Below are 26,325 nucleotides of genomic sequence, written 5' to 3' on the forward strand. Positions count from 1 at the left end.
GGAATGGTGGCAGGAGCCGCCACTGTGGCTTATGCCCATTTTTATGAGCTCAACCATTTCACGGTTCGCAGTGAGAAACTTCCGGTATTACCTGAAGGTGCTCAGGACTTTAGTATTCTGCATATTTCGGATATGCATATGATTCCGGGGCAGCAGAAAAAGATTCGTTTCATGCATTCTTTGGCTGAGCTAGAACCTGATTTGGTGATTAATACTGGGGATAATCTGTCTCATCTTCAGGGGCTGCCAAGTCTTTTAGAGGCGCTTGATCCTTTGCTGGATATTCCAGGTGTGTTTGTACCCGGCTCTAATTGTTATTATGCGCCGATAATGAAAAACCCTGCACGCTATTTGTGGAAGCAAAGCACCGCAGATGAAGGCATTGATGATGCTCGCGTTAAACTTCCGACAGAGCAGATGCATGAGGCTTTTGAGGAGCGTGGCTGGGTTGGTCTCATCAATCGTTTTGATGTGATGAACTTTGAGAAGCTACGTCTAGAGTTTTCGGGCGTAGACGACCCACATATTGGTTATGATGAGCACCCAGGGTTCTCCCCCAACGCTTTTTCTACGGATGATACTCCATCAGTGCGTTTGGGTGTGTGTCATGCACCGTATTTACGGACGCTTAGACGTTTTGTTGATGATGGGGCTCAAGCAATTTTTGCGGGACATACTCATGGTGGGCAGGTTTGCCTTCCAGGTGGGCGTGCTCTTGTCTCGAACTGTGATTTACCACCATCTCGCGCTAAGGGTGTGAGTTTGGAAGATGATGTTCCTGTTCATGTCTCTGCCGGTCTTGGGACTTCTCGTTTCGCGCCAGTGCGACTTTTTTGCCCACCGGAGGCGGTTCTTGTAACGCTCACGGCAGGTTCATAGCTCGTATAACCGTGGAGACCAAGGTGGTGTGTTTGTTTCTGGTTGCTCTGGTATCTTCTATCAGCTATCATTGAACAGTTGCTTGAGGGGTTATCTCTTAAAGCTAGCGGGATGTGGCGCAGCTTGGTAGCGCGCGTCGTTCGGGACGACGAGGTCGCAGGTTCAAATCCTGTCATCCCGACTCTACTGATAATGAAGATAAAAAATAATATTTAGCTGTATTTTAGATGCAGCGGGTAGATAAAAGGCTCTCAGAAAGTTCTGAGAGCCTTTTGCGTACCCTATTTTGATATTGGGTGAGAAAGTATCAGCTCATTACTCCAGTTCTGGGGTTTTTGCTGGCCACCAGAGCTTCTCTCCTAGTTCAACATAACTAGCTGGTATCAAGATCATATGGATTAAGAGAGCTTGGATAGCCACTGCACAGCTAAGGATACATGCTAGTTGTGCTAGGAATGTTAGTGAAATTGCAAGCAGATAGATGAATACCGAAAGAAGTATTACGCCGCTTGAGAGCAAGACTGGAATCATCATTCTTAGCGCATTTCGGTTCCCTTCGTCCCAACCGTGGCGAATGGTTTCTTCTCGAACACGCATAAAGAAAAAGACGTTGTAGCTGAGGGAAAGAACCATCAAGACGATGAATCCGTAAAGGCTGACGTTGGGGTCTGCTCCAGCACCTGACCACAGGAGCTGGCACAGTGGTGAAGATAGTCCGAGGCTAGCAGCATAAGAAATAGCAGTGATAACAACCATTAAAAGGGCAGGAACGACTGCTCTTAAGGTAATAAAGAGCACCAGAAACATCACAGCCAGCATAAGCGGAATGATCATTTGTTTATCCTGCTGCGCACTTATTTTTACGTCGAGTTCTTTTGCGATTTCACCACCGACTACTGCGGTGGTATCGATATTATTGCGAAGTTTTTGACGTATTTCTTTGACGCTAGCTAAGGCCTCTGGGGTGTCTGCGAAATAGTGTAAGTATACGTTCAGAAAAACTTTCTTATGAGAAACGTAAGGTGCCGGCTCAGATGAGATGTGTTCTTTAATTTTCCCGTTTTCTGATAAGAGAACTTGCCCTGTTGTTGACGTACGGGAAGGGGAGGTAATGCTCTCTACTCCTTGAACGCTGGTGAGAGTTTCTACCGTTTTCTTGAGGTCCTTTTCTGAGACGATCACTTGAGCTAGCGGTGTCATGGGCATCTCAAAATGGTTCTGGTAAATTTCTTGCCCAATACGAGCTTGAGAAGTTCCTGTTACTTTCTGGTTTTCGGCAGTACCCATCGAGGGAAAGCTAATTGCTAGGGTAGAAAGAATGAGAATCGGCAGTGCAACCGCTAACCACATTTTACGGGGCGCATGGTGTATCTGTTGGATGAGTTTTTCTCGTAAGCGTTGGGGCTTTCCCATGAGCGTTGGCCGTTGTGGTGTCTTTGGGGGAAGAAAAGAGAACCGTGTAAGTAGGGCAAGCATTGCCTGAAGAAAGCTTAATGAGGCAAGTGTTGCAAAGAGCATACCGATGCTGCCGGTGATACCGAGAGCTTTTGTTGCTTGTGTTTGAGAGAAGGATAGGCATAACAAGGCAATAGTTGATGTGCCACCAGCGATAAGGATAGGACGCCAGGTACGAGAGAAAGCCTGTTGGGCAGCTCTTGCAAGAGAACGGTGACGTTTACGTTCTTCACAGTAACGCCACAAATATAGCAGTGAATAGGTCATTGACGCGGTAAAAACAAGAACGAGCAGAGTACCTTGAGTAGGAGCTTGGATGTAGATGACTCCGTGGTCTGCAAGAACCCATAGCGTCAACAGAGAAGCACAAAGAGCAGCTACGGTGCTAATCATCACTGTTAAAGACACAAGAAGTGAGCGAAAAATTATTGCTAGTAAGATGAGCACGACGGCAACCGCGTACATCATGAAGGTGATGTTCATAGACTCTAGTGAGTCTGAGAGGTCTACGGTAAAAGCTGCTGGACCAGTCACATACCCTTGGATATTTCCAGGCGGATTGGCAATAGCTCCTTGAATTTTATGGATACTTCGGCGAAGGTCTTGGTCTTTAGCAATTGGAATTGTTATCTTTGCGACTTCTTGGTCCTTTGAGTATTCCAAAGAGTGCAGATTTTTAATGTCTAGCCCTTGGTCACGAAGGTATTGAGGTATTCCTTCTAAATAAGCGTAGTCAATGTCTTGAAAAGGTTTTCCTGAGGAAAAGACAATGATCGCAGGAGTATAGTCCTTGACATAGAACTCTCCTCTCTCTTGAGCAACATGTGAGGACTCAACTGATGAAGCAAGTATCGGTTGAGGTGCGTTGATTGCAAGGTCAGAGATTCTTCCAAAGAGTGAACCTCCAATAACGGTTAAGGCTGCCCAAAAGACGATAAGCACCGCCATGAGAGCTAGTCGCCACCATGGAGTTGTTGCTTGAGAAGAAGAAAAATGTTTAGGGGACATACACTCAATCTTAAATAAGGGACATCAATACATCTGTAAAATTTTAATAGATTTGTCTGTGAAAAAGTGAAAATAGGGAGTGTCTAACACGTTATGTACGTCTTAGTATTCTCCGTGGGATTCCTTACAAAGCACCTTTCATCAAGTATTGTTACTATCTTTAGATTCCCACTATGTCAGACTTATAAAGAAAAGTCATGTACACATTTTATATGCTAAGGAATAGCGCGTATGGGTTCTGTCGAACACCTGATTATTGCCAATGCCAGCAGTGAAACGGCAAATGCATACATCTCCATTTTTTGGATTGCACTTGTGGCAATGCTGTCTCCTCTTCTTTCTGCTCTAACCAAGAAGAAAATTCCTGACGTCGTGATTCTCCTTTTGCTCGGAGCAATCATCGGACCTAACGTTTTGCATCTGGCAGACACCGATAACGGTGTTGAACTCATCAAAGAACTTGGGCTCGGAATCCTGTTCCTCATCGCAGGTTATGAAGTCAATACAAAAGCGATGCACTCTCGTCAAGGAGGCTTTGCTTTAGGCACTTGGGCGGTGTGTTTTACTCTTGCGCTCTTAGCATCTGCAAACTTTTTCTCTGAGTTCCGCAACGGGCTCGACCATATTGCGGTGTTTGCAATTGCCATGAGTTCTACCGCTCTTGGCACGATTTTGCCCATGGTCCGAGCCAACGGGAAAACTGGTACAAAACTCGGCGACGCTATTATGGTGCACGGCGCATTAGGTGAAGTCATGCCAGTTTTTGCGATGTCAATTTTGTTATCGACTCATTCTAAAGGTTTCGCTGTCCTCATTCTTCTTGGGTTCTTACTCATTGCTCTTATTACAGCGATTCTACCTCGCCGCGCTTTTGCTCATATCCCTGGGCTAGGGCGCACCATGGCTGCCGGAGCAAACCAAACAACCCAGACAATGCTACGTCTTGCAATGTTGATTCTTTCAACTCTCATGATGTTTGCAGCGGTCTTTAACCTTGACGTTGTCTTAGGCGCCTTCGCTGCCGGTATTATTTTGCGCTCGCTCACTCCCGAATATGCGTTTGAGCCCTTTTCTGAACGTCTCGATGTTCTCGGCTTTAGCTTCTTAATTCCGCTCTTCTTCATTTGCTCTGGCATGGGAATTGATCTTAAGAGCATCGCGAAATCTCCGGTAGCTCTAATCCTCTTTGTACTGGCGTTACTTATTCTTCGTGGACTACCGGTGTTCCTTGCTGAACGATTCTTCGACACCGGTTCTGGGCTACAAACGCTCAATGAGAAGGTTCAGCTTGGTTTGTACGCTGCAGCTGGTTTACCGATGATTGTTGCGGTAACTGAAGTGGCACTTTCTCATGAGCTCATCACAGAATCAGCAGCTTCACTATTAGTCGGCGGTGGAGCTTTAACAATTTTGATTTTCCCACTCTTAGCTTCTGGTTTAGACGCAATTTTCCGCAATAAAGACGCTGTTATCGAAGAGAAAACCACAAAAGATAAAATTACCGAGAAGAAGCGTCAACGTCATCAGTCCTCACAATTATCAACCAGTTCGTTGCCGGTAATTTCTCAAGGTCCTGACGGTCGCGGTATCGATCCAACGAAGAAACCTGTAGAGTCCTAAATCTTTTAGGTTTAAAAGCATTGGGTGGTTTCCCACGGACTCGTGGGAAACCACCCAATATGTTTAATGAGTTGGTATTTCACCTCAATTATTTGAGGATAATAACGTCCAGGGTTCGTGGCCCATGCACACCTTCAACACGAATCAACTCAATATCTGAGGTCGCTGAAGGTCCAGAAATCATCGTAATAGGACGTTTATAGGAGACTCGTGCGATAGCTTCTGGAATGAGTTCTACGATGGTGTCCTCTTTAACAACACAAATATGGTGGTCGGGAACAAGCGTAATAGCTCGTCGTCCTTCATCAGGATTCGTGTTCAAGAAGATTGTTCCTGTTTCCGCACATGAAACAGTAGAGTTAGTCACCACTGCGTCGATACGGTCAAGCTCTTTGAGCGAGAGCGTCCCCGCTTTTTGAATGTTACCGGCGTCGAAAACGCGAGAGCGAGTAGCGGTATCTTCGGGAAGCCAGTTCGTGTTGATACCGGTAGGCACCACGTAACGGGAAGCTTTTTCTAGAAGCTGGTCGATACGGTCAACGATGCTCTCTTCTGTTTCGTGGTAAACATTCGCTTTATAGTCGATGAGACGGTCAACGAGCATTTCGATGGTGTCTTCTTTGCTCAGTTCACTGACTCGACGATAGTTGCGGATTGGCTCAGCTGGCTGAGGGTTATCAGAAAGTGAGGCACGAATACGGGCGAGGATATCTTCTTTAGCGGTGCTCATTATTCGCTCTCCTTTGCGTGGCGCGCAGCTTGAGCTTCTCCTGCTGCTCGCGCATTAGCTTTTACTTCTTCGACCTTGCCACGGTTAGCCTCTATGAGCGCTTGAATGTCTACGCGTTCTCCGCCCACACGTTCAGCAGCAGCGCCGCGTTCTTTCTTCCACCAGTTGCGGAAGGACTGTTTGGGAGGTTCTGGAATGTCACGGTATTTTGTCCATCCGCCGACAAGACCGGGAAGTTTAGAAATCTTGTGGTCTCGTCCGGTGATAATACGGGACATGGGCAGACCCTTTTCAGCCAAAGACATCAATTTGCCGGAGCTAAAGAGTACTTTAGCGCCAAACATCATAGCGTCCATCTGTGGGTGAGGATGCTTCTTGCCACCTTTGAAGTCGCCTTGTGCTTTTTCGAAGTCGACGGCTTTACCTCGTAGGTGAACGAGCACGTCAGGAATATTAATCTTGACGGGGCAGGCTTCGTAGCATGCTCCGCAGAGGGAGGATGCAAACGGTAGTGAGGAGTTGTACTCATTTTCGATACCGCCGAGCTGTGGTGAAAGAATTGCACCGATGGGGCCGGGGTAGGTTGAGCCGTATGCGTGTCCGCCGGCACGTTCGTAGACGGGGCAAACGTTCATACATGCTGAACAACGGATGCAGTGTAGTGCTTGACGGCCAACTTCATCGTTGAGGACTGCTGTTCGTCCGTTATCGATAAGGATGACGTGCATGTTTTGGGGTCCGTCACCGGGTGTTACACCGGTCCACATGGAGGTGTAGGGGTTCATGCGCTCACCGGTTGAGGAACGTGGCAAGAGCTGTAAGAACACTTCGTAGTCGCTGAAGGTTGGAAGAATCTTTTCGATACCCATGAAGGTGATGAGAGTATCGGGAAGGGTCAGACACATACGTCCGTTACCTTCAGATTCGACGATGGTTAAGGTGCCGGTGTCGGCAATACCGAAGTTTGCGCCGGATACTGCCACCTTAGTGTTCAAGAATTTATCACGAAGGCGAATGCGGGAGGCTTCTGCTAGTTCTGCGGGGTTATCAGAGAGGTCTACTTTGACGCCTTCAATTTTTCGTTTGAAGATGTCACGAATTTGGGTTCGGTTGAAGTGAATTGCTGGAACAAGAATATGTGAGGGGCGGTCTTCTGCCAGTTGCACGATTTCTTCTGCCAGGTCAGTTTCGATGGCGTTGATGCCTTTTTCTTCAAGAAATTCATTGAGGCCCATCTCTGCAGTTGCCATAGATTTAATCTTGATGATTTCGTCTACGCCTTCGGCTTTGATGAGGTCATAGGCAATTTGGTTTGCTTCGCTGGCGTTACGTGCCCAGTGGACGTGTCCGCCGGCTGCGGTGAAGTTCTTTTCGAACATTTCTAGGTATTCTGGCAGGTTCGCAAGAACACGTTGTTTAATCATTGATCCGGCGGTGCGGAGGTCTTGCCAGTCTGGTAATTCGTTAATAACGTCGGCACGCTTATTACGGATTTTGTGGGTTGCAAATCCGAGGTTTGCGCGAAGTTGTTCGTTGGTAAGTTCTTTTGCCGCGTATTTTGGGAATTCTTCGAACTCGAAGATGTTTCCTTCACCGTGATACACACGAGGCATGCCTAGTGATACTGCTGTCATAATTATTTACCTCCTGCGGCTGCTAGTTCTACGGGGCCAGAGACTTTCAGCGGGTTTTCTTTAGTGGATGCAAGAATTTCGGCGAAGTGTACGGTTTTGACGTGTGAGCCTTTTCGGCTGAGTGCACCACCGATATTCATCAGGCACGATACGTCTCCGCCGGTGCAGATGTTTGCGCCGGTTTTTTCGATGTTGTCTGCTTTGTCGGAGACCATAGCACCTGAGGTATCTGCATTTTTGAAGGAGAAGGTTCCTCCGAAGCCGCAGCACTGGTCGAGGCCTTCGATTTCGGTGTATTCAATTCCGCCGACGGTGCGTAAGAGGTCGGCTTGGCGGGTGCCGAGTTTGAGTAGGCGCATGCCGTGGCAGGAGTTGTGGTAGGTGACGTGTTCTGGGAAGTATGAGTTAAGTTGTTCTGCAGCGTTGGTAATACCGAGAACGTCGATGAGCAGTGAGGATAGTTCGAAGGTGCGAGCGGCAATAGTTTCTGCGCGTCGAGCGAGTTCTTCGTCTCCTGCTTTACGAGCGATCATGGGTTGTTGGTGTCCTAGAGATGCAACGCATGATCCAGAGGGTGCAACGGCAACGTCGAAGTCCCAGGAGTCGAATGCGTTGACGTGCGCTTTAACTACTGGATATGCGTCGTCGAAATATCCAGAGTTAACGTGCATTTGGGAGCAGCAGGTCTGGCCTTGAGGGTAGACGACCTCGTGCCCTAAGCGTTCTAAGATTTCCACGGTAGCCTGCGCTGTGCGTGGGTACATGCCGTCAACAAGGCATGTTGAGAATAGTGCAATTCGCATAGCTTTCTCCTTAGATGGTGCGCTACAGACTCATTCGTGGTTCGCACCCAAAAAATAGAACCCTTGAGTTTGAATAGAGATAGCGCGTGTATATTCTTATCTTTCATTTAACACGAGTTTTAGTACATCGAACCATTTTGATTAGCGCATTTTTTTATGACTAAATACCTCTTTTGTGAGGATTTTTCAAATTACATCAACAATGTTTCACGGCAATACAGAACACATTTTTGAGGTGTTTGAGGATATTTTTCTTGAACTCTCCTCTTTTTTCTTGCACGGAATCTCGTTATTTTTGCAAGACACAGGCACTTCCCACACAAATACACATAATCCCTCAAAAACACGAAGTGGGGTTGAATTCACAATAGTTTTGCAATGGTGATACGCCTCATGTAGGGTTATAACATTCTAGTGGTCAGACCACATATTTTTACATCACACGTCAAACCGCTTACCAGCGGTTTTCTTAGTTCTATAAAGGAGAGCTATGAATACTTGGTTTGCACAAACCGACGCAGTCGGTGGCAGCCTGGGACTCTCAGCACTCGTAGCATGCCTACCGCTTCTCGCGTTCTTCATCATGCTTCTCGGTGTCAAAGCCCGCGCACATATTGCCGGCCTTACATCCCTCGGTGTCGCTATCATCGTCGCAGTTATCGGATTCGGCATGCCTGCCGACCTCGCCTTCATGTCAGCACTTCGTGGTGGACTCTACGGCGCATTCCCCATCGTCTGGGTTATCCTCATGGCAATTTGGTTCTACCAAATTACTGTTCTCTCTGGTCGTTTTGAAGACCTCCGTCGCACCTTCGATGCTATTGGTGGAGGCGACCTACGTATCCAGGCCATCCTCATCGCGTTCTGCTTCGGCGGCCTACTCGAAGCACTTGCAGGCTTCGGCGCTCCTGTTGCTATCACCGCAACAATGATTCTTGCATTGGGTGTTAAACCACTCAAAGCAGCTGTCACCGTACTCATTGCAAATACCGCTCCTGTAGCATTCGGTGCGGTAGCTATCCCCATCACCACCGCAGGTGAAGTTGGTGGCAAAGACGCAACCGTTATTGGTGCAATCGTTGGTCACCAAGCACCTTTCCTCGCATTCTTCGTTCCGCTCATCCTTCTTTTCATCCTTGACGGCGTCAAGGGCGTTAAAGATGCTTGGGTTCCTGCAGTTGTTATCGGCTTCTCTTTCGGTGTTGCACAGTGGCTCACCGCAACCTACTTCGTCTACCAGCTCACCGACGTTGTTGCATGTATCGTTTCGCTCGGTGTAGCAGTTGCCTTCTTGCGCGTATGGAAGCCTCGAGGTATCGCAGGCGTTCGTGAACGTTACGGACTACCTCCGCTAGAAGAAAACGCAAAATCCGAACTTACTGGAATGCGTGTCTGGATGGCACTTATGCCTTACGCAGTTGTTGTTCTCGTCTTCGGCATTGCAAACTTGGCAACCCCCGTTGTTACATGGCTCAAGAGCACCAACCTCGTTGTTAAGATGCCACTACTTGAAGACCGCCTTGTTAATTCAGCTGGCGAACACGTCAAGTCCGCATACTCTTTCGCATGGTTGAATAACCCTGGTAGCTTCCTACTCTTTGCGGGTCTCATCGTTGCTGTCTTGTACATGGTCTTCAACGAAAATAACCGCTATGCTCTCAGCTTCGGTGATGTTGTCAAAGAAATTGGTGTTACCGCATATCGTATGCGTTTCTCCGCATTGACCATCGTTACTGTTCTGGCGCTAGCATACGTTATGAACTTCTCCGGTCAGACCGTTGCAATGGGTGCATTCGTTGCAGGACTCGGACCAATCTACGCGTTCCTCGCTCCTTCCCTCGGCTGGATTGGAACTGCTGTTACTGGTTCTGACACTTCGGCAAACGCGCTCTTCTCCAAGCTACAGGTTGCGGCAGCAAATAATCTCGCCCATCAAGGTATCACCGGTGTGACACCTGAACTATTGCTTGCGGCTAACACCAGCGGTGGTGTTGTTGGCAAGATGATTTCCCCACAGTCTTTGGCTATTGCAGCAACTTCTGTGGATATGGAAGGCAAAGAGTCCGAGATCTTCAAGTCAGTTCTTCCATGGTCCGTCGCCATGTTGGTTACCGTCTGTACCTTAGTCTTCTTGCAAACCAATATTTTGCACTTCCTAATCGAAATTCACCACTAAGATACGCCCTAAGGTTGTCTCACCTAAAAGTGTGTTACTTACGGTGGCGGTATCTCAACTTCGGCTGAGGTGCCGCCACCGTTTTCTATCATTCCGCCATATCAAAGAGGAACTGTGAAAGAAAGAACCTTTAGCGTTCTCATCGACTCTATAGAAACAAAACTTCGCCGTGGACAATTACGCGTAGGCGATAGACTACCCGGAGAACGAGCTCTCGCCGAACAATATGGTATTTCTCGTGCCTCCGTACGCGAAGGACTACAAGTTCTTGGTGCTGTAGGTCTCATTCGCTCACAGACCGGTTCAGGTCCAAAATCTGGAGCTATCGTAGTGTCAGAGCCTTCGGATGCGTTAAGCTGGGCTATTCGGATGCATATTGCTACCAAGACGCTTCCCGTATCCGACGTTGTGACAACACGTATTCTTTTAGAAGGCCATGCCGCACGTATTGCAGCAAATGGTGAAGAGACTGTTAAACGTTCCCAAGCCTTACAACGAGCCAAAAGCTATCTTGATGAGATGGACTTTGAAAACATTAGTAATGAACGTTTTCATTTTTGTGATACGCGTTTCCATTACGAAATCTCCACACTCAGTGAGAATCTTGCTCTAGAAACTGTTATTGACTCACTTCATTTAGCAACGGTAGGTTATGTCGAAGAAGCTGTACCCTACTTACAGGACTGGGAAAACGTCAAAAAAGAGCTGCAAAAACAGCATCGAAAAATCTATGACTCTATCCTTGCCCAAGATCCAGATACAGCCCAGCAAAGTGTAGCGGAACATATTACATGGTTCTACGCGCTTTCGGATGAAGCTCAAAAACATCGCGAATACCACGAGAAAATTCGTGACGGGGTAACCCCCGACAAGTTCGTAGAATAACAACGCATAGACGCTGGGTATGACCGATGACGGTCATACCCAGCGTCTATCTCAATCTTTTGGTGTTGGCCGCATAGCCCCAAGCGCTATGCGGTAAATTTCGTTTGCGTTAGACGCTCGTACGCTTCGATATAACGTTCCCGAGTTTTTTCAACAATCTCATCAGGTAAGGCAGGAACAGCGCCTTGCCCATTCCACCCTGACGCGTCAGACATAAGCCAATCGCGAATAAATTGTTTATCAAAACTAGGCTGTTTCTGTCCTGGCTGATATTTTTCAGCATCCCAGAAACGAGAAGAATCAGGCGTAAGCACCTCGTCTCCAAGAGTGACAGCTCCACGATAAGAATCTAATCCAAATTCAAGTTTCGTATCGGCAATGATAATACCGCGTTCACGAGCAATTTTTTCGGCGTGAGAATATATCGATAAGGTCAGTTCTTCGAGCCTATCGGCCATAGGCTCACCAATTTCTTCATGCAATTCTTGACGCGTAATTAGTTCGTCATGTTCGCCAATTTCGGCTTTGCCGGTGGGAGTAAAAACAGCAGGAGTTAGGGGAGATCCGTCTACTAATCCCTCAGGTAGCACGGTATCGCCGATGGTACCGGTCTCCTGATATGTTTTGAGTCCAGAACCAGTGAGGTATCCTCGAGCAATACACTCTACAGGGAACATATTCAAAGATTTACAAATCATGGCTCGTCCAGCAACAATCTCAGGCACGTCGGTAGACAGAACGTGATGAGGGACTTCCTCAAGTTCACTAAACCACCATAATGAAAGCTGAGTGAGTATCTTTCCTTTATCAGGGATAAGGGTGGGAATCACTTGGTCAAAAGCGCTCACACGGTCTGAGGCGACAACAAGAACAGAGCCAGCACGCTGTTCGGCATCATCTTTTATAGACAGCCCAAAGACTTCATCGTGCCCTTCAGCTGGAATATATAAGTCTCGAACTTTTCCGGCATATACGTGTCTCCATCCTGGAATCTCAAGAGGCTCCTCTTTCCAGTTCATGATGCTCCTATAGGTTGTAACGAGTCAAAGTTAAAGGGGGGGATAAAAATGTGTGTGCTCATCGTTGTGAGGAGCAAATCTATAGCTACGAGTATTGTTGTGGCACCGCAATCTGCTGTTGTACAGCAGCTAAAGCAATATCTTGACGGTATTGGGCACCTTGCCAAGAAATACGTTGGACGCCTTCATAGGCTCGCTCTCGTGCTTGAGCAAGGTCTTCTCCTAGTCCAACGACGGCAAGAACTCTGCCGCCAGAGGTCAAAACGTCCTGACCCTGTTGGGTTGTGCCAGCATGAACAACGTAGAGATCTTCTTCATCAGCAAAATCGTCTAGTCCGTTAATAACGTCACCGGTACGAGGTGTGTCAGGATAGTTTTCTGCTGCCATGACGACATCGACCGCGTACCGTGAATCCCAAGATAGTGTGGTGTTTTCGTCTAGACGTGAACATGCTGCCGAATAAAGAAGCTGCCCTAGCGGTGTTTTCAACCGAGCAAGGACAGCTTGTGTTTCTGGGTCGCCAAAACGGGCGTTGAATTCAATGACGCGAATGCCACGAGAGGTGATAATTAAACCGCAATAGAGCACGCCAATGAACGGGGTTCCACGATGTTTCATATGGGTGATGGTTGGTTGTGCAACGCGTTCCATCACGGTCTGAACAAAATTTTCAGGAAGCCACGGTAGAGGACTATAAGCGCCCATACCTCCGGTGTTTGCACCGCGGTCTTGGTCAAAGATGCGTTTAAAATCTTGTGCTGGGGCTAAGGGGATGCATCGTTCACCATCAGAAATGACGAAGAGCGAAACTTCTGGGCCATCAAGGTATTCTTCAACAATGATGTGTGAGCCAGCGTCGAAACAGGCTTGGGCATGGGCTAGGGCTTCTTCGCGATGGTGAGTGACGACCACGCCTTTTCCAGCGGCAAGACCGTCGTCTTTGACGACGTAAGGTGGACCAAAGGAATCGATTGCTTCGCTGGCTTCTTCCATGGTGTGAGCAATTTTTGCGAGTGCTGTCGGCACTTGCGCTTCTGCCATTATTTCTTTTGCGAAGGCTTTTGAGCCTTCGAGTGTAGCGGCTTCTTGGTCTGGCCCAAATACGGGGATGTCCTCTTGACGTAGAGCGTCTGCAACACCAGCAACTAGCGGTGCTTCTGGCCCGATGACGACGAGGTCGATATCGAGTTGTTGTGCTAACGTAATGACCTCTGCAGGGTTCTGCGCATTGATAGGGTAAGTGGGGATTTGTTGCGCAATTCCAGCGTTTCCAGGGGCACTGTACACCTGGGTTACTTGTGGGTCTTTTTGAAGTGCGCGGATGATTGCATGTTCACGCCCGCCGGGGCCAAGTACCAAAACCTTCATTCTCTAAGGCTACGCGAAAAGTTCATAGTTTAGTCTCAGAATCTCTCTATTTTTCTGGAATTACGGCGTATTGAGGTTTTATGTCTTGACATTAAAACAGGAAACTTTTTCTCAGCCTTCACTCAGCATATAATGAATCTTTTGGTCTCCCCTATAGCGCAGATGTCCCTCCTATTTTTAGGGATAGTGGTCCTCTAGCCTGTACCGCAGGCTTAATCATCGGGTCTAAGAATTATGCAATACTGGAGGGTATGCAGACATTTCATGCTCAAGACGCCGTAGAACTTGCAGTCGTTCGCCGTAGCGGGTTCGTTGAATCCCGTCACATAGGTTCTGCTATTTTGCTCAACGCAGATGGCTCTCCCCGTATTTCTTATGGTGATATTGATACCCCAATTTTTCCGCGCTCTGCGCTGAAACCGTTTCAGACGATTGCGTCGATGAATGCTGGTGCTGAGTTGCAAGGAGCTCAGATTGCTCTTGCTTCGGGGTCCCATACTGGTTCTTTTGAGCATATGAAGGTTGCGCAGTCTATCCTTGCTGAGGCTGGACTTGATGATAGTGCACTCCAATGCCCTTCAGTACTTCCGTCAGATCAGCCAAGTTTGAACGCTCTTATTCAGGCTGGTAAGGGTGCTCAGCGTTTAGCGTTTAACTGTTCAGGAAAACATAGTGCCTTTTTATGGGCGTGTGTTAAAAATGGGTGGGATGTTGATCGTTATCTTGATCCAGAACATCCGCTACAACAGCGTGTTCTCGAAACTATTCGCCAATGCACCCAAGAGGATATCTCTACGGTAGGTGTTGACGGTTGTGGGGCGCCATTACCTGCGTTGTCTTTACGTGCCCTTGCTCGAGGATATTCTTTGCTCGGGGCAGGCATTGAAAATATTCATGCTGATGCTCGTGTTGCTACAGTAGCTACCGCCATGGTGGATTACCCTGAGTATCTTCAGGGAGTGGACACCCCCTATACTCGTTTGTCTGTTCTGTTAGACGGTGTTGTCAAAGGTGGAGCAGAAGGGGTTTTAGCTATTGGTTTGCGCGATGGTTCATCGTTATGCATTAAGATTCTTGACGGTTCACATCGTGCTTTAGTTGTTATTGCGTTGAGTATTTTAGAACAAGCTGGACTCATTACTGCTCAGCAGCGAGCGCAGGGTATAGAGCAGTGCACTTCGCCTATTATGGGCGCTGGTACTGTTGTTGGAGCTGTTGAACCGGGTGCAGCGTTACAGCAGGAGGTTTAGTCTTAGCAGATGAGCACCCGTCGTAAGATTTCTTTAGAACAGGGAATAGCGTATATTTCTGAGATTTTTCGAGTTTTTGAGTCGCCAGAACCGGAGAAATCTTTTGAACAGTTACCGCGCAGTGTTCAAGCTGGTGCGGTGCGTTTTTTATTGGAGGAGTTAGCGTATCGAGCTCCAGGTAATTCTGTTGAGGTGAGAGTTCCCCCTTTCGGCGTGACGCAATGTATTGCTGGTCCTCGTCATACTCGTGGAACGCCTGCCAACGTTATAGAAATGACGCCTTATCTTTGGTGCGCTTTAGCCTGTGGAGTAGTGGATTGGCAAGAGAAAGAAACTCACATAAGCGCTTCTGGTGTGCGTGCTAATTTGCGCGATATTTTGCCTTTATATCAGAGCGTTTAGGAGTTTGGTTCTCAAGCTTTGACAAGGTTGTTTTAAGTTTTTCTTGTAGAGTAATAGGGCCATATTTTTCTATTTTTGTATCGCGCCAGAATAGAATGGTACGTGATGAGTACTTCTACCCCACATTCTCAAGATTCTTCTTCTCAACGCCCTCAGGAGCGTCTTGTTCAGGTGCGTCGAGCACCTTCTTTGATTGCTTTTGGAATCACCGGTGTTCTTGTTGGTTTACTGGTTGCCGCCGTATTAACGTTTTTTGTTGGTAGCAGTGATGAATACACAAGGTCTTCCGTTTTTGGTGTCCTTGCCGTGTGCTCGATGAGCGTTTGCACTGCTATTTCTTTGACGGTTGCTCTTATCATCGATAAGTTTACGGCTCGTCACGCTGAGGTGGTTCGTGCTATTGAAACAGATGAAGAGTAGTTCTTAAACGAACATATACTCAATTTTTTCTAGAAAGTGGATGTCCATAGGCTAAACTAGTACCGTCTTAGCTTCTTTGGTACACGTCACACACCTTAGATGGTTAGGTCACTATTTTTTGTTCGGCCCCGACCTTCGAAAAGATGGCAACATTGGTTCGTCCCGACGGTAAACTGACCCATGATCTCGACCCTATTGACCACGGCCCTAAAGATGAATGCGGAGTCTTTGGCGTCTGGGCTCCAGGAGAAGACGTAGCAAAACTCACCTACTACGGCTTATACGCACTACAGCATAGAGGCCAAGAATCTGCTGGTATTGCTACTAGCGATGGAAAACGAATTAACGTCTATAAAGATATGGGGCTGGTATCCCAAGTCTTTGATGAGCACACCCTCAACTCTATGCGAGGGCATATGGCAATTGGTCATTGTCGTTATTCCACCACTGGAGCCTCACATTGGGCTAATGCGCAGCCTACTCTTGGAGCTACCCCCCACGGGACGTTAGCTTTAGCGCATAACGGAAATATTACAAACTCTGCCGAACTCTACGACAGAGTTTTAGAAAAAAATAGTGGTGAGACACCCGAACGTGGCGAATTAGCACAAGGAAACACCACAGATACAGCTCTCGTGACAGCTCTTCTTGCTAAACATCAGCACCCCTCCCTCAAAGAGGCCGCTTTAGAACTCTTACCTACCCTCAAGGGAGCTTTCTGCCTTGTCTTTATGGACGAAAACACCCTTTATGTGGCTCGTGATCCACAAGGTGTGCGTCCCCTTGTCTTGGGAAAGCTTCATCATGATGGTTGGGTTGTCGCTTCAGAAACAGCTGCACTAGACATTGTCGGTGCAGCTTTTGTTCGCGAAGTTTCTCCTGGAGAGTTTCTCACCATCACCGAAGACGGCGTTCAATCAGAACAATTTGCCCCTGCAGAGCCTGCCGGTTGTGTTTTTGAGTATGTCTATCTAGCGAGGCCAGATACCACGATTAATGCTCGTTCAGTATATGAGTCACGGGTAGAGATGGGCAGACAGTTAGCACGAGAGCATCGTGTTGAGGCGGATTTGGTTATGCCTACCCCCGAGTCAGGGGTTCCAGCCGCAATTGGGTATGCTGAAGAATCCGGTATTCCTTTTGGTAATGGTCTTGTCAAAAATGCTTATGTTGGGCGTACCTTTATTCAGCCGTCGCAGACTATTCGTCAATTAGGTATTAGGCTTAAACTCAATCCGCTGCGTTCGGTGGTTGAGGGTAAACGACTCATCGTTGTTGACGATTCTATTGTGCGAGGTAACACTCAGCGTGCATTAGTGCGGATGCTCAAAGAAGCTGGTGCGGCAGAGGTTCATGTGAGAATTTCTTCTCCTCCCGTCAAATGGCCGTGTTTCTACGGTATTGACTTTGCCTCTCGTGCTGAGCTCGTTGCTAATACGATGAGTGTTGAGGAAATTGGAGAATCTTTAGGTGCTGATTCTTTGGGGTATATCTCAGAAGATGGCATGATTGCGGCGACTCAACAGCAACGTAAAAACTTATGTACCGCTTGTTTTACGGGTAAGTACCCTATTGAGATTCCAGAACGTATTGGAAAGAATCTCTTTGACGCCCAAGACACCGTTGCAGGTGCTAGTGGACCGTTATCTAGTTCTATTGCTGAGGTGACCGCAGAACGTCCGGTACCCCAAAAGCCAGAACATGCTCAGGCATATTCTATTCATACTCGCCAAGGCTCATCGTCTACAGCAGCAGGCCCCGTGGTGGGTGGGTGTACGTCACGCTGTGAGCCTGGTCCAGATTCGGAACTAGAGTCTCTTATCTTGCCCGAAGATACGATTTATCCACAAACGACAAAGGAAGACCCCCATGACCACTGATTCTTCACAGATAACGTATGCTTCTGCCGGTGTAGATGTTGAAGCTGGCGACCGCGCTGTTGAACTAATGAAAGACGCGGTTAAAGCTACTCATAGTTCTGCAGTGGTAGGGGGTGTCGGTGGTTTTGCGGGTCTTTTCGACCTCAGCGTGTTGAAAGACTATCGCACACCGTATCTTGCAACATCAACAGATGGTGTTGGCACGAAAGTTGCTATTGCTCAAGCTTTAGATATTCACCATACAATTGGACACGATCTTGTAGGTATGGTGGTCGACGATATTGTTGTCACCGGGGCTAAACCTCTGTTCATGACTGATTATATTGCGACAGGAAAGGTTGTTCCTGAGCGTATTGCAGATATTGTTCGCGGCATTGCTGAGGGGTGTGCACTTGCTCAAACTGCTCTTGTAGGTGGTGAAACAGCTGAGCATCCTGGCCTGTTAGGCGAACATGAATACGATGTAGCAGGAGCCGCTACAGGCATTGTTGAGTCAGATGAATTACTTGGCCCAGACCGTGTTCAGGATGGAGATGTTCTCGTCGCCATGGCGTCTTCGGGGATTCATTCGAATGGTTATTCTTTAGTACGTAAAGTGGTAGAGCATTCTGAGTTCACTCTAGAGAGCCATATTCCAGAGTTGGGGCGGACTCTCGGTGAAGAATTGCTCGAACCGACGCGTATCTACACCGCAGCATGTTTAGAGCTCTTAGAGAAGTTCCCTGTCAATGGTGAAGACGGACATACCGGTTCTGGTATCCGTGCTTTCTCTCATGTAACAGGTGGCGGTTTGGCTGCTAATCTAGCACGAGTTTTGCCGCAGGGTCTGATTGGTGTAGTCGATCGTTCAACGTGGGAGGTTCCCGCAATTTTCCGTTTGGTTGAACGTCTTGGTTCGGTCCCTCTGGCAGATATGGAAAGAACCCTCAATATGGGTGTGGGCATGGTTGCGGTTGTTTCATCTCAGGTTGCTGATGAGGTTGTTTCTTCTGCCTCAGAACAAGGCATAAGTTCTTGGATTTTAGGTGAGGTTCGTAAGGATGACGGCTCTTACTCATCATGCGAGGATTATGTTCAAGGAGCTAAGGGCGTCGATGGTGGCGCTGCTCTTTTGTCTAAGACGTATCTTTAGCTCAACAAGGTGAAGAGTAAAGCTCTTCTTCTCGTTTCATCAGAGGAGAAGAGCTTTATTGTGTAGCTGAGTAGTACCGTTCACCAAGATGTTGTAGGTGCGTTTGCGTATAAAAAAGTAGTGTACCCCTCGGGGCACACTACTTTTTTATTGTCTCAAAATGACTAATCGAGAAGATTAGTCTTCATCAACATAATCGTCAGAATACTTGTCGAGGTATTCTGAGTAGTCGTCCTCATCATATTGATGACCGGATGACTTTCTGGATGAGTTATTTTTGGCACCACTGAGCTCGCGTTCGAGCGCAGAGTAATCGGTCTCGGGGCTGTAGTATTTCATCTCCCGAGCCTGCCGTGTTGCTTTAGCCTTTTGACGGCCGCGCCCCATGGCGTGACCCCCTCTTTATCCATCGTGTCCGGTGGGCCAAGTGTGTAAGCACACAGGTAGCCCCGGAATCCTCTTACAGTCTTTCCTGCTTAAGGGTACATGTTTTTTATTAGCTGTGCTTAATTCGTATCCCTTTGAGAGGAAATTAGTGACGATATTTACTCTTAAAACCGTGAAAGGGCCGTATTTCCCTCCATAGAATCTCAAAAAATGTTTTTCAGATTACATATCGTTACGATTCTTCTCAGCCTCATGAAGCGTCTGCACGACTACATTAGTTGAGCGAGAGCAGCCGCCACGTCACTACGCCACATATACGTTGCTTTGCGATCTGCGCGTGTTGGCCCACCATTAATAATTCCTAAAGGCTTCTGGTCTTTATGGGCTTCAAGAGCAAATTTATATCCGCTCATCACCGCTAGGGAACTGCCCACAACAAGTACAGAACGGCAATCACGGTACATCTGCCAGGCTCGTGTTTTTCGCTGGGCAGGCACGTTCTCGCCAAAATATACAACATCAGGTTTGAGGAAAGTCTGTTGGCAGTTCGTGCAACCAACCATCTGAAAGTCAGAAATTAACGCATCGCTAAGCGACACATCTCCATCGGGGTTTACTTGAAGATTTTGGTCCTCTAACCGTTCTAGGTATCCGGGGTTTTTCTCTTCAATTCTGAGGTCTAGTTCGGCACGGTGTTCACGGTTTTGGCAGATAAGGCATACGACGTACTCTAAGTCGCCGTGAAGGGTGAGAACGTTCCGTGATCCTGCACGCCGGTGTAATCCATCAACGTTTTGAGTGATAATACCTGCCAGTTGCGAGCGCTCTTCAAGTTTGGTGAGTAGGTAGTGTGCTGCGTTAGGTTCGGCTCTTCTCATTCTGCGCCAGCCTACGTAGGAGCGGGCCCAGTATCGTTGGCGTGCTTCGTCGTCGTAGCGGAATTCTTGGTATGTCATCGGGCGGTGGTTTTTCAAAGAACCGCTTTCTCCGCGGTAGTCGGGGATTCCTGAGGCTGTGGAAACACCGGCTCCGGTGAGAACGAGGACTTGTCCTTCGTATAATAGATGCTCAATTCCTTCACGGGCATATTGGGTGTCGTGGGCGGGAATTTCGTTTTCAACGATACGTGCGATGGAGCGTAGTGCTGATTGATGTGCGCGAGCAATTTCGGGGTGGTTGGTGAGCTCAATGTTGGAACTGTACATCGAAGAGCGGGAGGAGGATTCAAAGTTCACTCTCTTATTATCGAGGATGGCTCTGGTACAGGGTAGTATTCGTTGCCGTGAGAGTGTTCTCGTTCTTCTTGTTGTGGGGTTTTAACGACGTGTTGCCACCCCGTGCGGGGTGGCAACATCATCGAAAGGGGCACCTGAGAGGTTTTTATCGGATGGATTCTAGGTGCAGAGTCTTTGGCTCTTGGTCGGTAACATCCACATGGACGGTGTCTCCTTCGTGGATATCGCCGGCAAGTATGCCCTGAGCTAAGCGGTTTCCGAGCTCTGTTTGAACGAGGCGGCGAAGTGGTCGGGCTCCGTAGGCGGGGTCGTATCCGTTGGTGCCTAACCACTGGATGGCGTTTTCGCTCACGTCGAGGCTGATACGCTTATCTTCTAGGCGGTGTGCCATTGATTGTATTTGTAGTAGCACAATTTTTCCGAGGTCTTCTTCACTCAGTGGGTCGAACATGATGATGTTATCCAACCGGTTGAGGAACTCAGGTTTGAAAGAAGCGTTGACGACGTTCATGACAGCTTTGCTTCGGTCTTCTTGACTTTGCGTTGAGTCAATTAAGAATTGAGATCCCAAGTTTGAGGTCAAGATGAGGATAACGTTTCGGAAGTCCACAGTGCGGCCTTGTCCGTCTGTTAGACGTCCATCGTCAAGAACTTGAAGGAGGATGTCGAACACTTCTGGATGGGCTTTCTCTACCTCGTCGAGGAGTACAACAGAGTACGGGCGACGGCGTACTGCTTCGGTGAGTTGTCCGCCTTCTTCGTATCCGACGTATCCGGGAGGAGCTCCGACTAGTCGTGATACGGCATGCTTTTCAGCGTATTCAGACATGTCGATGCGAATCAGCGCGCGTTCGTCGTCAAATTGGAATTGTGCAAGTGATTTGGCGAGCTCTGTTTTACCTACACCGGTTGGGCCTAAGAAAAGGAATGAACCGATGGGGCGGTCAGGGTCGCTAATACCAGCACGTGAACGGCGTACCGCGTCAGCAACAGCTTGAACAGCTTGGTGTTGTCCGATGAGGCGCTTGCCGAGTTCGCTTTCCATGTTGAGTAGTTTTTCGCTTTCGCCTTGGAGCATTTTCCCTGCGGGGATACCTGTCCATGCGCTGATGACTTCGGCGATGTCTTCTGCTGTGACTTCTTCTGAAATCATAGATTCTTCGCGGACTCGGTCTTCTGCTTGTTGAGCATCAGTTAGTTCTTTTTCGAGGGCAGGAATTTCCCCGTAAAGAAGGCGTGATGCTTCGGCCAAGTTTCCTTCACGTTGGGCGACTTCGGCACGGGAGCGTAGCTCGTCGATGCTATTTTTGATGTCTCCGACGCGGTTCAGACCGGCTTTCTCTGCTTCCCAGCGCATATTGAGTTCGCGGAGTTCTTCTTGCTTATCTGCCATATCAGCCCGTAGCGCTTCGAGGCGTTCTTTGGAGGCCTCGTCTTTTTCTTTGGCGAGGGCAAGTTCTTCCATGGTCATACGGTCTACGGCTCTGCGTAAAGCGTCAATCTCTTCTGGAGCTGAGTCAATTTCCATACGTAACCGTGATGCGGCTTCGTCGATGAGGTCGATGGCCTTATCTGGTAATTGGCGTGATGGGATATAGCGTTGCGAGAGGTTTGCGGCGGCAACGAGTGCGGAGTCTGCGATGGCTACTTTGTGGTGTGCTTCGTAGCGTTCTTTGAGTCCACGCAAGATACCGATGGTGTCTTCGACGCTGGGTTCGCCTACGTATACTTGCTGGAATCGGCGTTCTAAGGCAGCGTCTTTTTCGATGTTCTGGCGGTACTCGTCTAGGGTGGTTGCACCGATGAGTCGAAGTTCTCCGCGAGCAAGCATAGGTTTGAGCATGTTTCCGGCGTCCATGGACCCTTCAGATGCTCCGGCGCCGACGACAGTATGTATTTCGTCGATGAAAGTGATGATTTGGCCTTGGGAGTTTTTGATTTCGTCAAGAACTGCTTTGAGTCGTTCTTCAAATTCTCCACGATATTTTGCTCCTGCGACCATGGATCCTAGGTCGAGGGAGATCAGTGTCTTTCCGCGTAAAGATTCGGGGACGTCTCCTGAGACCATGCGTTGTGCAAGTCCTTCAACGACTGCGGTTTTTCCGACGCCAGGTTCGCCAATGAGTACGGGGTTATTTTTAGTGCGTCGTGAGAGTACTTGTACGACTCGTCGTATTTCGCTGTCGCGTCCGATGACGGGGTCGAGTTTTCCGCTTCGTGCTATGGCTGTGAGGTCTGTTCCGTACTTTTCCAGGGCTTGAAAAGTTCCTTCGGGGTTTGGAGTATCCACTTTTTTACCTCCTCGTATGTTGGGGATGATTCCTTCAATGGTTTGTGCTGTAGCTCCGTTATTTTTTAGGAGTGTGGCTGCGGCGTTTTGTCCCTGAGCGATTCCTAGCAAGATGATTTCTGTAGAGATATAGCTATCTCCAAGTTTTTGCGCTTGCGTTTGGGCATTTTCTAGTGCGTGGAGAACGTCTTGGCTTATTTGGGGTTTTGCAACTGTTGCTCCAGAAGTTGCGGGAAGAGTTTTAATCTGTGCGGAGACTTTTTCAGATAGTTCGTCGAGGTTTACCCCTGCAACTTTAAGTGTTGCTGCGGCGAGGCTCTGGCGAGTATCTAGCATCGCTTTTAGTAGATGTTCTGGCTCTATTGATGGGTTTTTGAGAGTTTGAGCGTAGCTATTTGCTTGGTTGAGCAGTTCTTCTGATGCGCTTGTTAATTGCATGTTCATATAGTGTCCTTTCTGTGTCGTGTGCTGTTTTATGATGTCCGAGCACTCCATTAACGATACCCGGTTCAACTAACTTGAGTCTACAACGCTCAACTTAGTTTATGCAATACTTCCCAGAAAAAACGTTTTAAAAATATTTACAGATACAAAAGACTATGATTCAAGAAACTCATAGTCGCTAGACTCGCGAGCTATCCGCTCTTCATCTTCTTCGGTAATACCCGCACTCAGTTTCGCAGAATGCCGGCAATAATTCAGCGCAAGAAAAAAGACTGCGAAGGCACTCACAAAAGTCAGGATTCCAGCAGTGTTACCAAAACCAGCAGCCAACCCAACGTAGTGTTCGCCAAATATTTGAGAGAGCGCAGAGATTGTTTTCCCATCACGCCGATCAGGACACAACACCCCAAAAGTAAAAGCCCAAAACCACGTAAGGCAATGCATATAAGCTAAAGACACAGGCAAGGAACGCCCATTTGAATACCTACAAGCGTCACGATAACCCCAATAACACCCGCACAGCAGAATAACCAAAAGACTAGGGGTGATACTTATAGCAAAAATCCACGTCAGTTCGCCTTGTGCGTCAAAAAGGATTCTCCCAAAGCTAACCCACAAAGCACTCAAGAAAGCACCAGGCACAGAAAGCCTATATATTAGGTGCCCAAAAATGCCCTGATGTCTTATCAAAGTATTCTCACTAGAGGGTGTTGAAGTCACCATTCCATGTTAAAACACACAGCCCCAAGAAGAACAACTCACCATGCAACACACTTCAAGATAACCTCCGATAGAGTAAACGTATGAGCGATACACAATATCTAACACCACCCGAAGCTGTTTTCTTTGACCACGATGGGACACTTGTAGACACTGAACCCATCTGGGAACAAGCCAAGCAAGCAATAGCACAAGAACATCACGCTTTTTGGACGGCACAAGATACCGCCGATTGCTTAGGAAAATCTATTGACGCTTCTTTGATTCGATTACAAGAAAACGGCGTACCTCTAGAGCTTCAAGAAATGAAAGCAGAGCTTCAGAAGCAGGCTGAAACAATTTTAGAGACTCATGCCATTTCTTTAATTCCTGGAATACCAGAGGTTCTTCAAGAACTTCGCAAGGCGAACATTCCCGTCGGCATTGTCACCAATGCCATCACTAAAGTAGCAGAGCATACTGCCAGCTTATCCCCCGAAACTTTTTCAGTAATTATTGGTGATCAACAAGTTACCAACCCAAAGCCACATCCTGAGCCTTATCTGCAGGCCGCAAAGCAACTCGGCGTTAATCCTCAGCGTTGCGTGGCGGTGGAAGACTCTCCTTCAGGCGTTCAAAGTGCACTATCTGCAGGCATGAAAGTTGTTATTGTCCCAGGTGATATAGATGTTATTGAAACCAAAGGGACGACTAAGGTTAGCCATGCTAACCTATCTCTTAAGGGCATCCTTATTTTGAGTAATTCATAATAAAGCTTGCAAGGGCCTTCTATTCTTGATATATTCGTAATAACGAAGCGTTGGAAATCCCACATTTACCCAACACTTCACAGAACATCACAAATACACAGGAAGGCAACAACAATGGCAAACACTGCATCATTTACCGTACCAGGAATCACCGAGAACTCAGGACATCAGGTCGGAGAACTCCTCCAGATGCGCCTCCACGCAATGAACGACCTCCAACTCGTACTCAAGCACGCTCACTGGAACGTTGTCGGACCATCTTTCATCGGCGTTCACGAAATGATTGACCCACAGGTATCCCTCGTACGCACCTACGCAGATGACATTGCAGAACGCATGGCAACTCTCGGAGTAGCACCTAACGGACTAGCCGGAGACCTCACCGAACAGCGCACCTGGGAAGAATACCCCCTCGGCCGCGCTAAGGCGCTTGATCACCTCCGCGCACTCAACGAGGTATACACCCGCATCATTGAAGACCACCGCGTAGCCATCGCAAAGGTCGCAGACATCGACCCCGTCACCGAAGATTTGCTCATCTCTCAGACCGCAGAACTCGAAAAATTCCAGTGGTTCGTACGAGCACACCTCGAAGACGGCGAAGGCAACCTCGTCTAAGGTCTAAAGCACCTCTCTAGAGAGAAACCTAACAACCGGCTGTACACCATAAAAACTTATGGTGTACAGCCGGTCTCTCGTTATAAGGTAAAAACCATGGAGCAAGAACAGCACGAACCAACACCCCAAGAGATCAAACGCTGGAGACGATACCTCGCTGAAGAAATATCTGAAGCAAAAATTTACGCGTCTTTAGCACAACGATCACAAGGCGCCGAAGCTGAAATCCTCCACGAAGTCGCCGCCGCAGAACAACGTCACCAAAACCATTGGAGACAGCTCCTAGGAGCACATGCAGAACCCACACCACACCCCTCTATTAGTGCGTATATTCTCGAGTTCTTAGCAAAACACTGCGGAACCGTCTTCGTCCTCGCACTAGCTCAACGTGCAGAACAACGCTCCCCCTACGCCCACGACCCCCACGCAACCGAAGCCATGGCAGCAGATGAAGCTGTACATGAAGAAATAGTCCGAGCATTATCTACCGCCGGACGTGAAAAACTATCAGGTAATTTTCGTGCAGCTGTCTTTGGAGCTAACGACGGACTCGTCTCTAACGTCGCCCTCATCATGGGAATTGGAGCCAGTGGAGCCAGCTCAGAATTTATTCTCCTCTCCGGCATTGCAGGACTACTAGCCGGAGCCCTATCCATGGCAGCAGGAGAATTCGTCTCCGTCAGATCTCAACGAGAATTACTCGATGCCTCAAACCCCACCCAAATCACCCTCAGCGTCGCAGACCAACTCGATATCAACCAAAATGAACTCAAACTCATCTATAAAGCACGAGGAATGAGCGAAGAAGCCGCAACGCACCGAGCACAAGAACGCTTCGGACAATTCTCTTGCGACTGTGACCCATCATTGTCCTACCAAGAAAACAGCAATACCCCATCAACAGAATCGCACACCACAGCCCTCGGTACAGATATTGGAGCGGCAGCAGCGTCCTTCTCATTCTTCGCCTCTGGCGCGCTCATCCCCATACTCCCCTACGTCTTCGGAGCATCCGGAACATTCGCAGTCTTCCTATCGTTACTTCTCGTATCCACAGCCTTAGGTATTACGGGAGGAATTGTCGGACTACTCTCAGGCGCTTCCCCCCTCAAAAGAGGACTACGACAAATCGCCATCGGACTATCTGCTGCAACCATCACCTACATATTAGGCCTACTATTTGGCACCGGAGTCGCCTAATCACCCCCCCCCACCAAAAA

At 48.1% G+C, this 26,325-nt stretch carries 22 protein-coding genes and 1 tRNA gene; 13 read left to right on the forward strand and 10 right to left on the reverse strand.

The annotated features are described in order from the left end of the window. Window positions 1-3 precede the first annotated feature (3 nt). Both ACN083_RS01070 and ACN083_RS01075 read left to right on the forward strand, forming a co-directional pair. Window positions 4-879 (forward strand): metallophosphoesterase, encoded by an 876-nt coding sequence (locus ACN083_RS01070; RefSeq protein ID WP_419101293.1) that lies wholly within the window; start codon window positions 4-6, stop codon window positions 877-879. A 107-nt stretch (window positions 880-986) separates the two neighbouring features. Beyond that, window positions 987-1,060 (forward strand) — tRNA-Pro (locus ACN083_RS01075). A gap of 134 nt (window positions 1,061-1,194) precedes the next feature. Here ACN083_RS01075 and ACN083_RS01080 read toward each other — a convergent pair. Next, window positions 1,195-3,342: an MMPL family transporter gene (locus ACN083_RS01080; RefSeq protein ID WP_419100984.1), complete on the reverse strand. Its 2,148-nt coding sequence runs from the start codon at window positions 3,340-3,342 to the stop codon at window positions 1,195-1,197. A gap of 231 nt (window positions 3,343-3,573) precedes the next feature. On the opposite strand from ACN083_RS01080, the gene ACN083_RS01085 reads away from it, so the two are divergent. Beyond that, window positions 3,574-4,962 (forward strand): cation:proton antiporter, encoded by a 1,389-nt coding sequence (locus ACN083_RS01085; protein ID WP_419100985.1) that lies wholly within the window; start codon window positions 3,574-3,576, stop codon window positions 4,960-4,962. Window positions 4,963-5,050: 88 nt separating this feature from the next. Here the strand turns inward: ACN083_RS01085 and ACN083_RS01090 are convergent, their stop codons facing one another. From ACN083_RS01090 to ACN083_RS01100, 3 genes are read right to left on the reverse strand one after another with little or no spacing between them, the layout of a single operon-like run. Continuing rightward, window positions 5,051-5,692, reverse strand: coding sequence for a LutC/YkgG family protein (locus tag ACN083_RS01090; RefSeq protein WP_419100986.1), 642 nt, complete (start codon window positions 5,690-5,692; stop codon window positions 5,051-5,053). Then, on the reverse strand, window positions 5,692-7,326 hold the full coding sequence (locus ACN083_RS01095) for a LutB/LldF family L-lactate oxidation iron-sulfur protein (RefSeq protein ID WP_419100987.1): 1,635 nt from the start codon (window positions 7,324-7,326) through the stop codon (window positions 5,692-5,694). The genes ACN083_RS01090 and ACN083_RS01095 overlap by 1 nt, the downstream gene beginning before the upstream one ends. Window positions 7,327-7,328: 2 nt before the next feature. Further along, on the reverse strand, window positions 7,329-8,129 hold the full coding sequence (locus ACN083_RS01100) for a (Fe-S)-binding protein (protein ID WP_419100988.1): 801 nt from the start codon (window positions 8,127-8,129) through the stop codon (window positions 7,329-7,331). Window positions 8,130-8,619: 490 nt separating this feature from the next. Here ACN083_RS01100 and ACN083_RS01105 point away from each other — a divergent pair, with 490 nt between their 5' ends. After that, on the forward strand, window positions 8,620-10,305 hold the full coding sequence (locus ACN083_RS01105; protein WP_419100989.1) for an L-lactate permease: 1,686 nt from the start codon (window positions 8,620-8,622) through the stop codon (window positions 10,303-10,305). 114 nt (window positions 10,306-10,419) lie between these two features. Then, a complete protein-coding gene (locus tag ACN083_RS01110) occupies window positions 10,420-11,190 on the forward strand; it encodes a FadR/GntR family transcriptional regulator (protein ID WP_419100990.1) in 771 nt (256 codons plus the stop codon). Between the two features lie 86 nt (window positions 11,191-11,276). Here the strand turns inward: ACN083_RS01110 and ACN083_RS01115 are convergent, their stop codons facing one another. Together ACN083_RS01115 and purD are read right to left on the reverse strand one after the other, a co-directional pair. Beyond that, the gene (locus tag ACN083_RS01115) at window positions 11,277-12,209 is read right to left on the reverse strand and encodes a phosphoribosylaminoimidazolesuccinocarboxamide synthase (protein WP_419100991.1); all 933 of its coding nucleotides are present in this window, start codon (window positions 12,207-12,209) and stop codon (window positions 11,277-11,279) included. An 85-nt stretch (window positions 12,210-12,294) separates the two neighbouring features. Further along, complete coding sequence (gene purD / locus ACN083_RS01120; protein ID WP_419100992.1) at window positions 12,295-13,578, reverse strand: phosphoribosylamine--glycine ligase; 1,284 nt, start codon at window positions 13,576-13,578, stop codon at window positions 12,295-12,297. 251 nt (window positions 13,579-13,829) lie between these two features. Here purD and ACN083_RS01125 point away from each other — a divergent pair, with 251 nt between their 5' ends. From ACN083_RS01125 to purM, 5 genes are all read left to right on the forward strand, one after another. Next, on the forward strand, window positions 13,830-14,828 hold the full coding sequence (locus tag ACN083_RS01125) for an asparaginase (protein WP_419100993.1): 999 nt from the start codon (window positions 13,830-13,832) through the stop codon (window positions 14,826-14,828). A 9-nt stretch (window positions 14,829-14,837) separates the two neighbouring features. Continuing rightward, window positions 14,838-15,230: a sterol carrier family protein gene (locus tag ACN083_RS01130; RefSeq protein WP_419100994.1), complete on the forward strand. Its 393-nt coding sequence runs from the start codon at window positions 14,838-14,840 to the stop codon at window positions 15,228-15,230. Between the two features lie 105 nt (window positions 15,231-15,335). Continuing rightward, entirely contained in the window at window positions 15,336-15,650 is a 315-nt protein-coding gene (locus ACN083_RS01135; RefSeq protein ID WP_419100995.1) for a hypothetical protein, read from the forward strand. A 152-nt stretch (window positions 15,651-15,802) separates the two neighbouring features. After that, on the forward strand, window positions 15,803-17,530 hold the full coding sequence (gene purF / locus ACN083_RS01140) for an amidophosphoribosyltransferase (RefSeq protein ID WP_419101294.1): 1,728 nt from the start codon (window positions 15,803-15,805) through the stop codon (window positions 17,528-17,530). After that, window positions 17,520-18,662 carry a phosphoribosylformylglycinamidine cyclo-ligase gene (gene purM, locus ACN083_RS01145; protein WP_419100996.1) on the forward strand — a complete coding sequence of 381 codons (1,143 nt, stop codon included), beginning with the start codon at window positions 17,520-17,522 and terminating at the stop codon, window positions 18,660-18,662. Before purF ends, purM begins: the two co-directional genes overlap by 11 nt. 177 nt (window positions 18,663-18,839) lie before the next feature. On the opposite strand, the gene ACN083_RS01150 is transcribed toward purM, so the two are convergent. The 4 genes from ACN083_RS01150 to ACN083_RS01165 form a co-directional block, all read right to left on the reverse strand. Beyond that, window positions 18,840-19,049, reverse strand: a complete 210-nt coding sequence (locus ACN083_RS01150; RefSeq protein WP_419100997.1) for a DUF3073 domain-containing protein — start codon at window positions 19,047-19,049, stop codon at window positions 18,840-18,842. 269 nt (window positions 19,050-19,318) lie between these two features. Then, window positions 19,319-20,254, reverse strand: a complete 936-nt coding sequence (locus ACN083_RS01155; protein ID WP_419101295.1) for a Sir2 family NAD-dependent protein deacetylase — start codon at window positions 20,252-20,254, stop codon at window positions 19,319-19,321. Window positions 20,255-20,429: 175 nt separating this feature from the next. After that, complete coding sequence (clpB, locus tag ACN083_RS01160) at window positions 20,430-23,018, reverse strand: ATP-dependent chaperone ClpB (protein ID WP_419100998.1); 2,589 nt, start codon at window positions 23,016-23,018, stop codon at window positions 20,430-20,432. Window positions 23,019-23,171: 153 nt separating this feature from the next. Next, entirely contained in the window at window positions 23,172-23,477 is a 306-nt protein-coding gene (locus tag ACN083_RS01165; protein WP_419100999.1) for a hypothetical protein, read from the reverse strand. Window positions 23,478-23,821: 344 nt separating this feature from the next. Here ACN083_RS01165 and ACN083_RS01170 point away from each other — a divergent pair, with 344 nt between their 5' ends. The 3 genes from ACN083_RS01170 to ACN083_RS01180 all read left to right on the forward strand — a co-directional run bounded on the left by ACN083_RS01170 (window position 23,822) and on the right by ACN083_RS01180 (window position 26,305). Then, window positions 23,822-24,487: an HAD family hydrolase gene (locus ACN083_RS01170; protein WP_419101000.1), complete on the forward strand. Its 666-nt coding sequence runs from the start codon at window positions 23,822-23,824 to the stop codon at window positions 24,485-24,487. Between the two features lie 114 nt (window positions 24,488-24,601). Then, complete coding sequence (locus ACN083_RS01175; protein WP_419101001.1) at window positions 24,602-25,105, forward strand: Dps family protein; 504 nt, start codon at window positions 24,602-24,604, stop codon at window positions 25,103-25,105. Window positions 25,106-25,201: 96 nt separating this feature from the next. Further along, window positions 25,202-26,305 carry a VIT1/CCC1 transporter family protein gene (locus ACN083_RS01180; RefSeq protein WP_419101002.1) on the forward strand — a complete coding sequence of 368 codons (1,104 nt, stop codon included), beginning with the start codon at window positions 25,202-25,204 and terminating at the stop codon, window positions 26,303-26,305. The last annotated feature ends 20 nt before the right edge of the window (window positions 26,306-26,325 follow it).

The sequence above is a fragment of the Rothia sp. CCM 9418 genome, from assembly GCF_048512825.1.
Taxonomy (GTDB): domain Bacteria; phylum Actinomycetota; class Actinomycetes; order Actinomycetales; family Micrococcaceae; genus Rothia.

What these genes read in the sequence shown, in the direction of transcription:
- ACN083_RS01170 (WP_419101000.1), top strand. Translation starts at nt 23,822, where the DNA reads ATGAGCGATACACAATATCTAACACCACCCGAAGCTGTTTTCTTTGAC.
- ACN083_RS01135 (WP_419100995.1), top strand. Translation starts at nt 15,336, where the DNA reads ATGAGTACTTCTACCCCACATTCTCAAGATTCTTCTTCTCAACGCCCT.
- purM (WP_419100996.1), top strand. Translation starts at nt 17,520, where the DNA reads ATGACCACTGATTCTTCACAGATAACGTATGCTTCTGCCGGTGTAGAT.
- ACN083_RS01095 (WP_419100987.1), bottom strand. Translation starts at nt 7,326, where the DNA reads ATGACAGCAGTATCACTAGGCATGCCTCGTGTGTATCACGGTGAAGGA.
- ACN083_RS01150 (WP_419100997.1), bottom strand. Translation starts at nt 19,049, where the DNA reads ATGGGGCGCGGCCGTCAAAAGGCTAAAGCAACACGGCAGGCTCGGGAG.
- ACN083_RS01115 (WP_419100991.1), bottom strand. Translation starts at nt 12,209, where the DNA reads ATGAACTGGAAAGAGGAGCCTCTTGAGATTCCAGGATGGAGACACGTA.
- clpB (WP_419100998.1), bottom strand. Translation starts at nt 23,018, where the DNA reads ATGAACATGCAATTAACAAGCGCATCAGAAGAACTGCTCAACCAAGCA.
- ACN083_RS01155 (WP_419101295.1), bottom strand. Translation starts at nt 20,254, where the DNA reads ATGTACAGTTCCAACATTGAGCTCACCAACCACCCCGAAATTGCTCGC.
- ACN083_RS01090 (WP_419100986.1), bottom strand. Translation starts at nt 5,692, where the DNA reads ATGAGCACCGCTAAAGAAGATATCCTCGCCCGTATTCGTGCCTCACTT.
- ACN083_RS01180 (WP_419101002.1), top strand. Translation starts at nt 25,202, where the DNA reads ATGGAGCAAGAACAGCACGAACCAACACCCCAAGAGATCAAACGCTGG.
- ACN083_RS01100 (WP_419100988.1), bottom strand. Translation starts at nt 8,129, where the DNA reads ATGCGAATTGCACTATTCTCAACATGCCTTGTTGACGGCATGTACCCA.
- ACN083_RS01105 (WP_419100989.1), top strand. Translation starts at nt 8,620, where the DNA reads ATGAATACTTGGTTTGCACAAACCGACGCAGTCGGTGGCAGCCTGGGA.
- ACN083_RS01125 (WP_419100993.1), top strand. Translation starts at nt 13,830, where the DNA reads ATGCAGACATTTCATGCTCAAGACGCCGTAGAACTTGCAGTCGTTCGC.
- purD (WP_419100992.1), bottom strand. Translation starts at nt 13,578, where the DNA reads ATGAAGGTTTTGGTACTTGGCCCCGGCGGGCGTGAACATGCAATCATC.
- ACN083_RS01130 (WP_419100994.1), top strand. Translation starts at nt 14,838, where the DNA reads ATGAGCACCCGTCGTAAGATTTCTTTAGAACAGGGAATAGCGTATATT.
- ACN083_RS01080 (WP_419100984.1), bottom strand. Translation starts at nt 3,342, where the DNA reads ATGTCCCCTAAACATTTTTCTTCTTCTCAAGCAACAACTCCATGGTGG.
- ACN083_RS01085 (WP_419100985.1), top strand. Translation starts at nt 3,574, where the DNA reads ATGGGTTCTGTCGAACACCTGATTATTGCCAATGCCAGCAGTGAAACG.
- ACN083_RS01175 (WP_419101001.1), top strand. Translation starts at nt 24,602, where the DNA reads ATGGCAAACACTGCATCATTTACCGTACCAGGAATCACCGAGAACTCA.
- ACN083_RS01070 (WP_419101293.1), top strand. Translation starts at nt 4, where the DNA reads ATGGTGGCAGGAGCCGCCACTGTGGCTTATGCCCATTTTTATGAGCTC.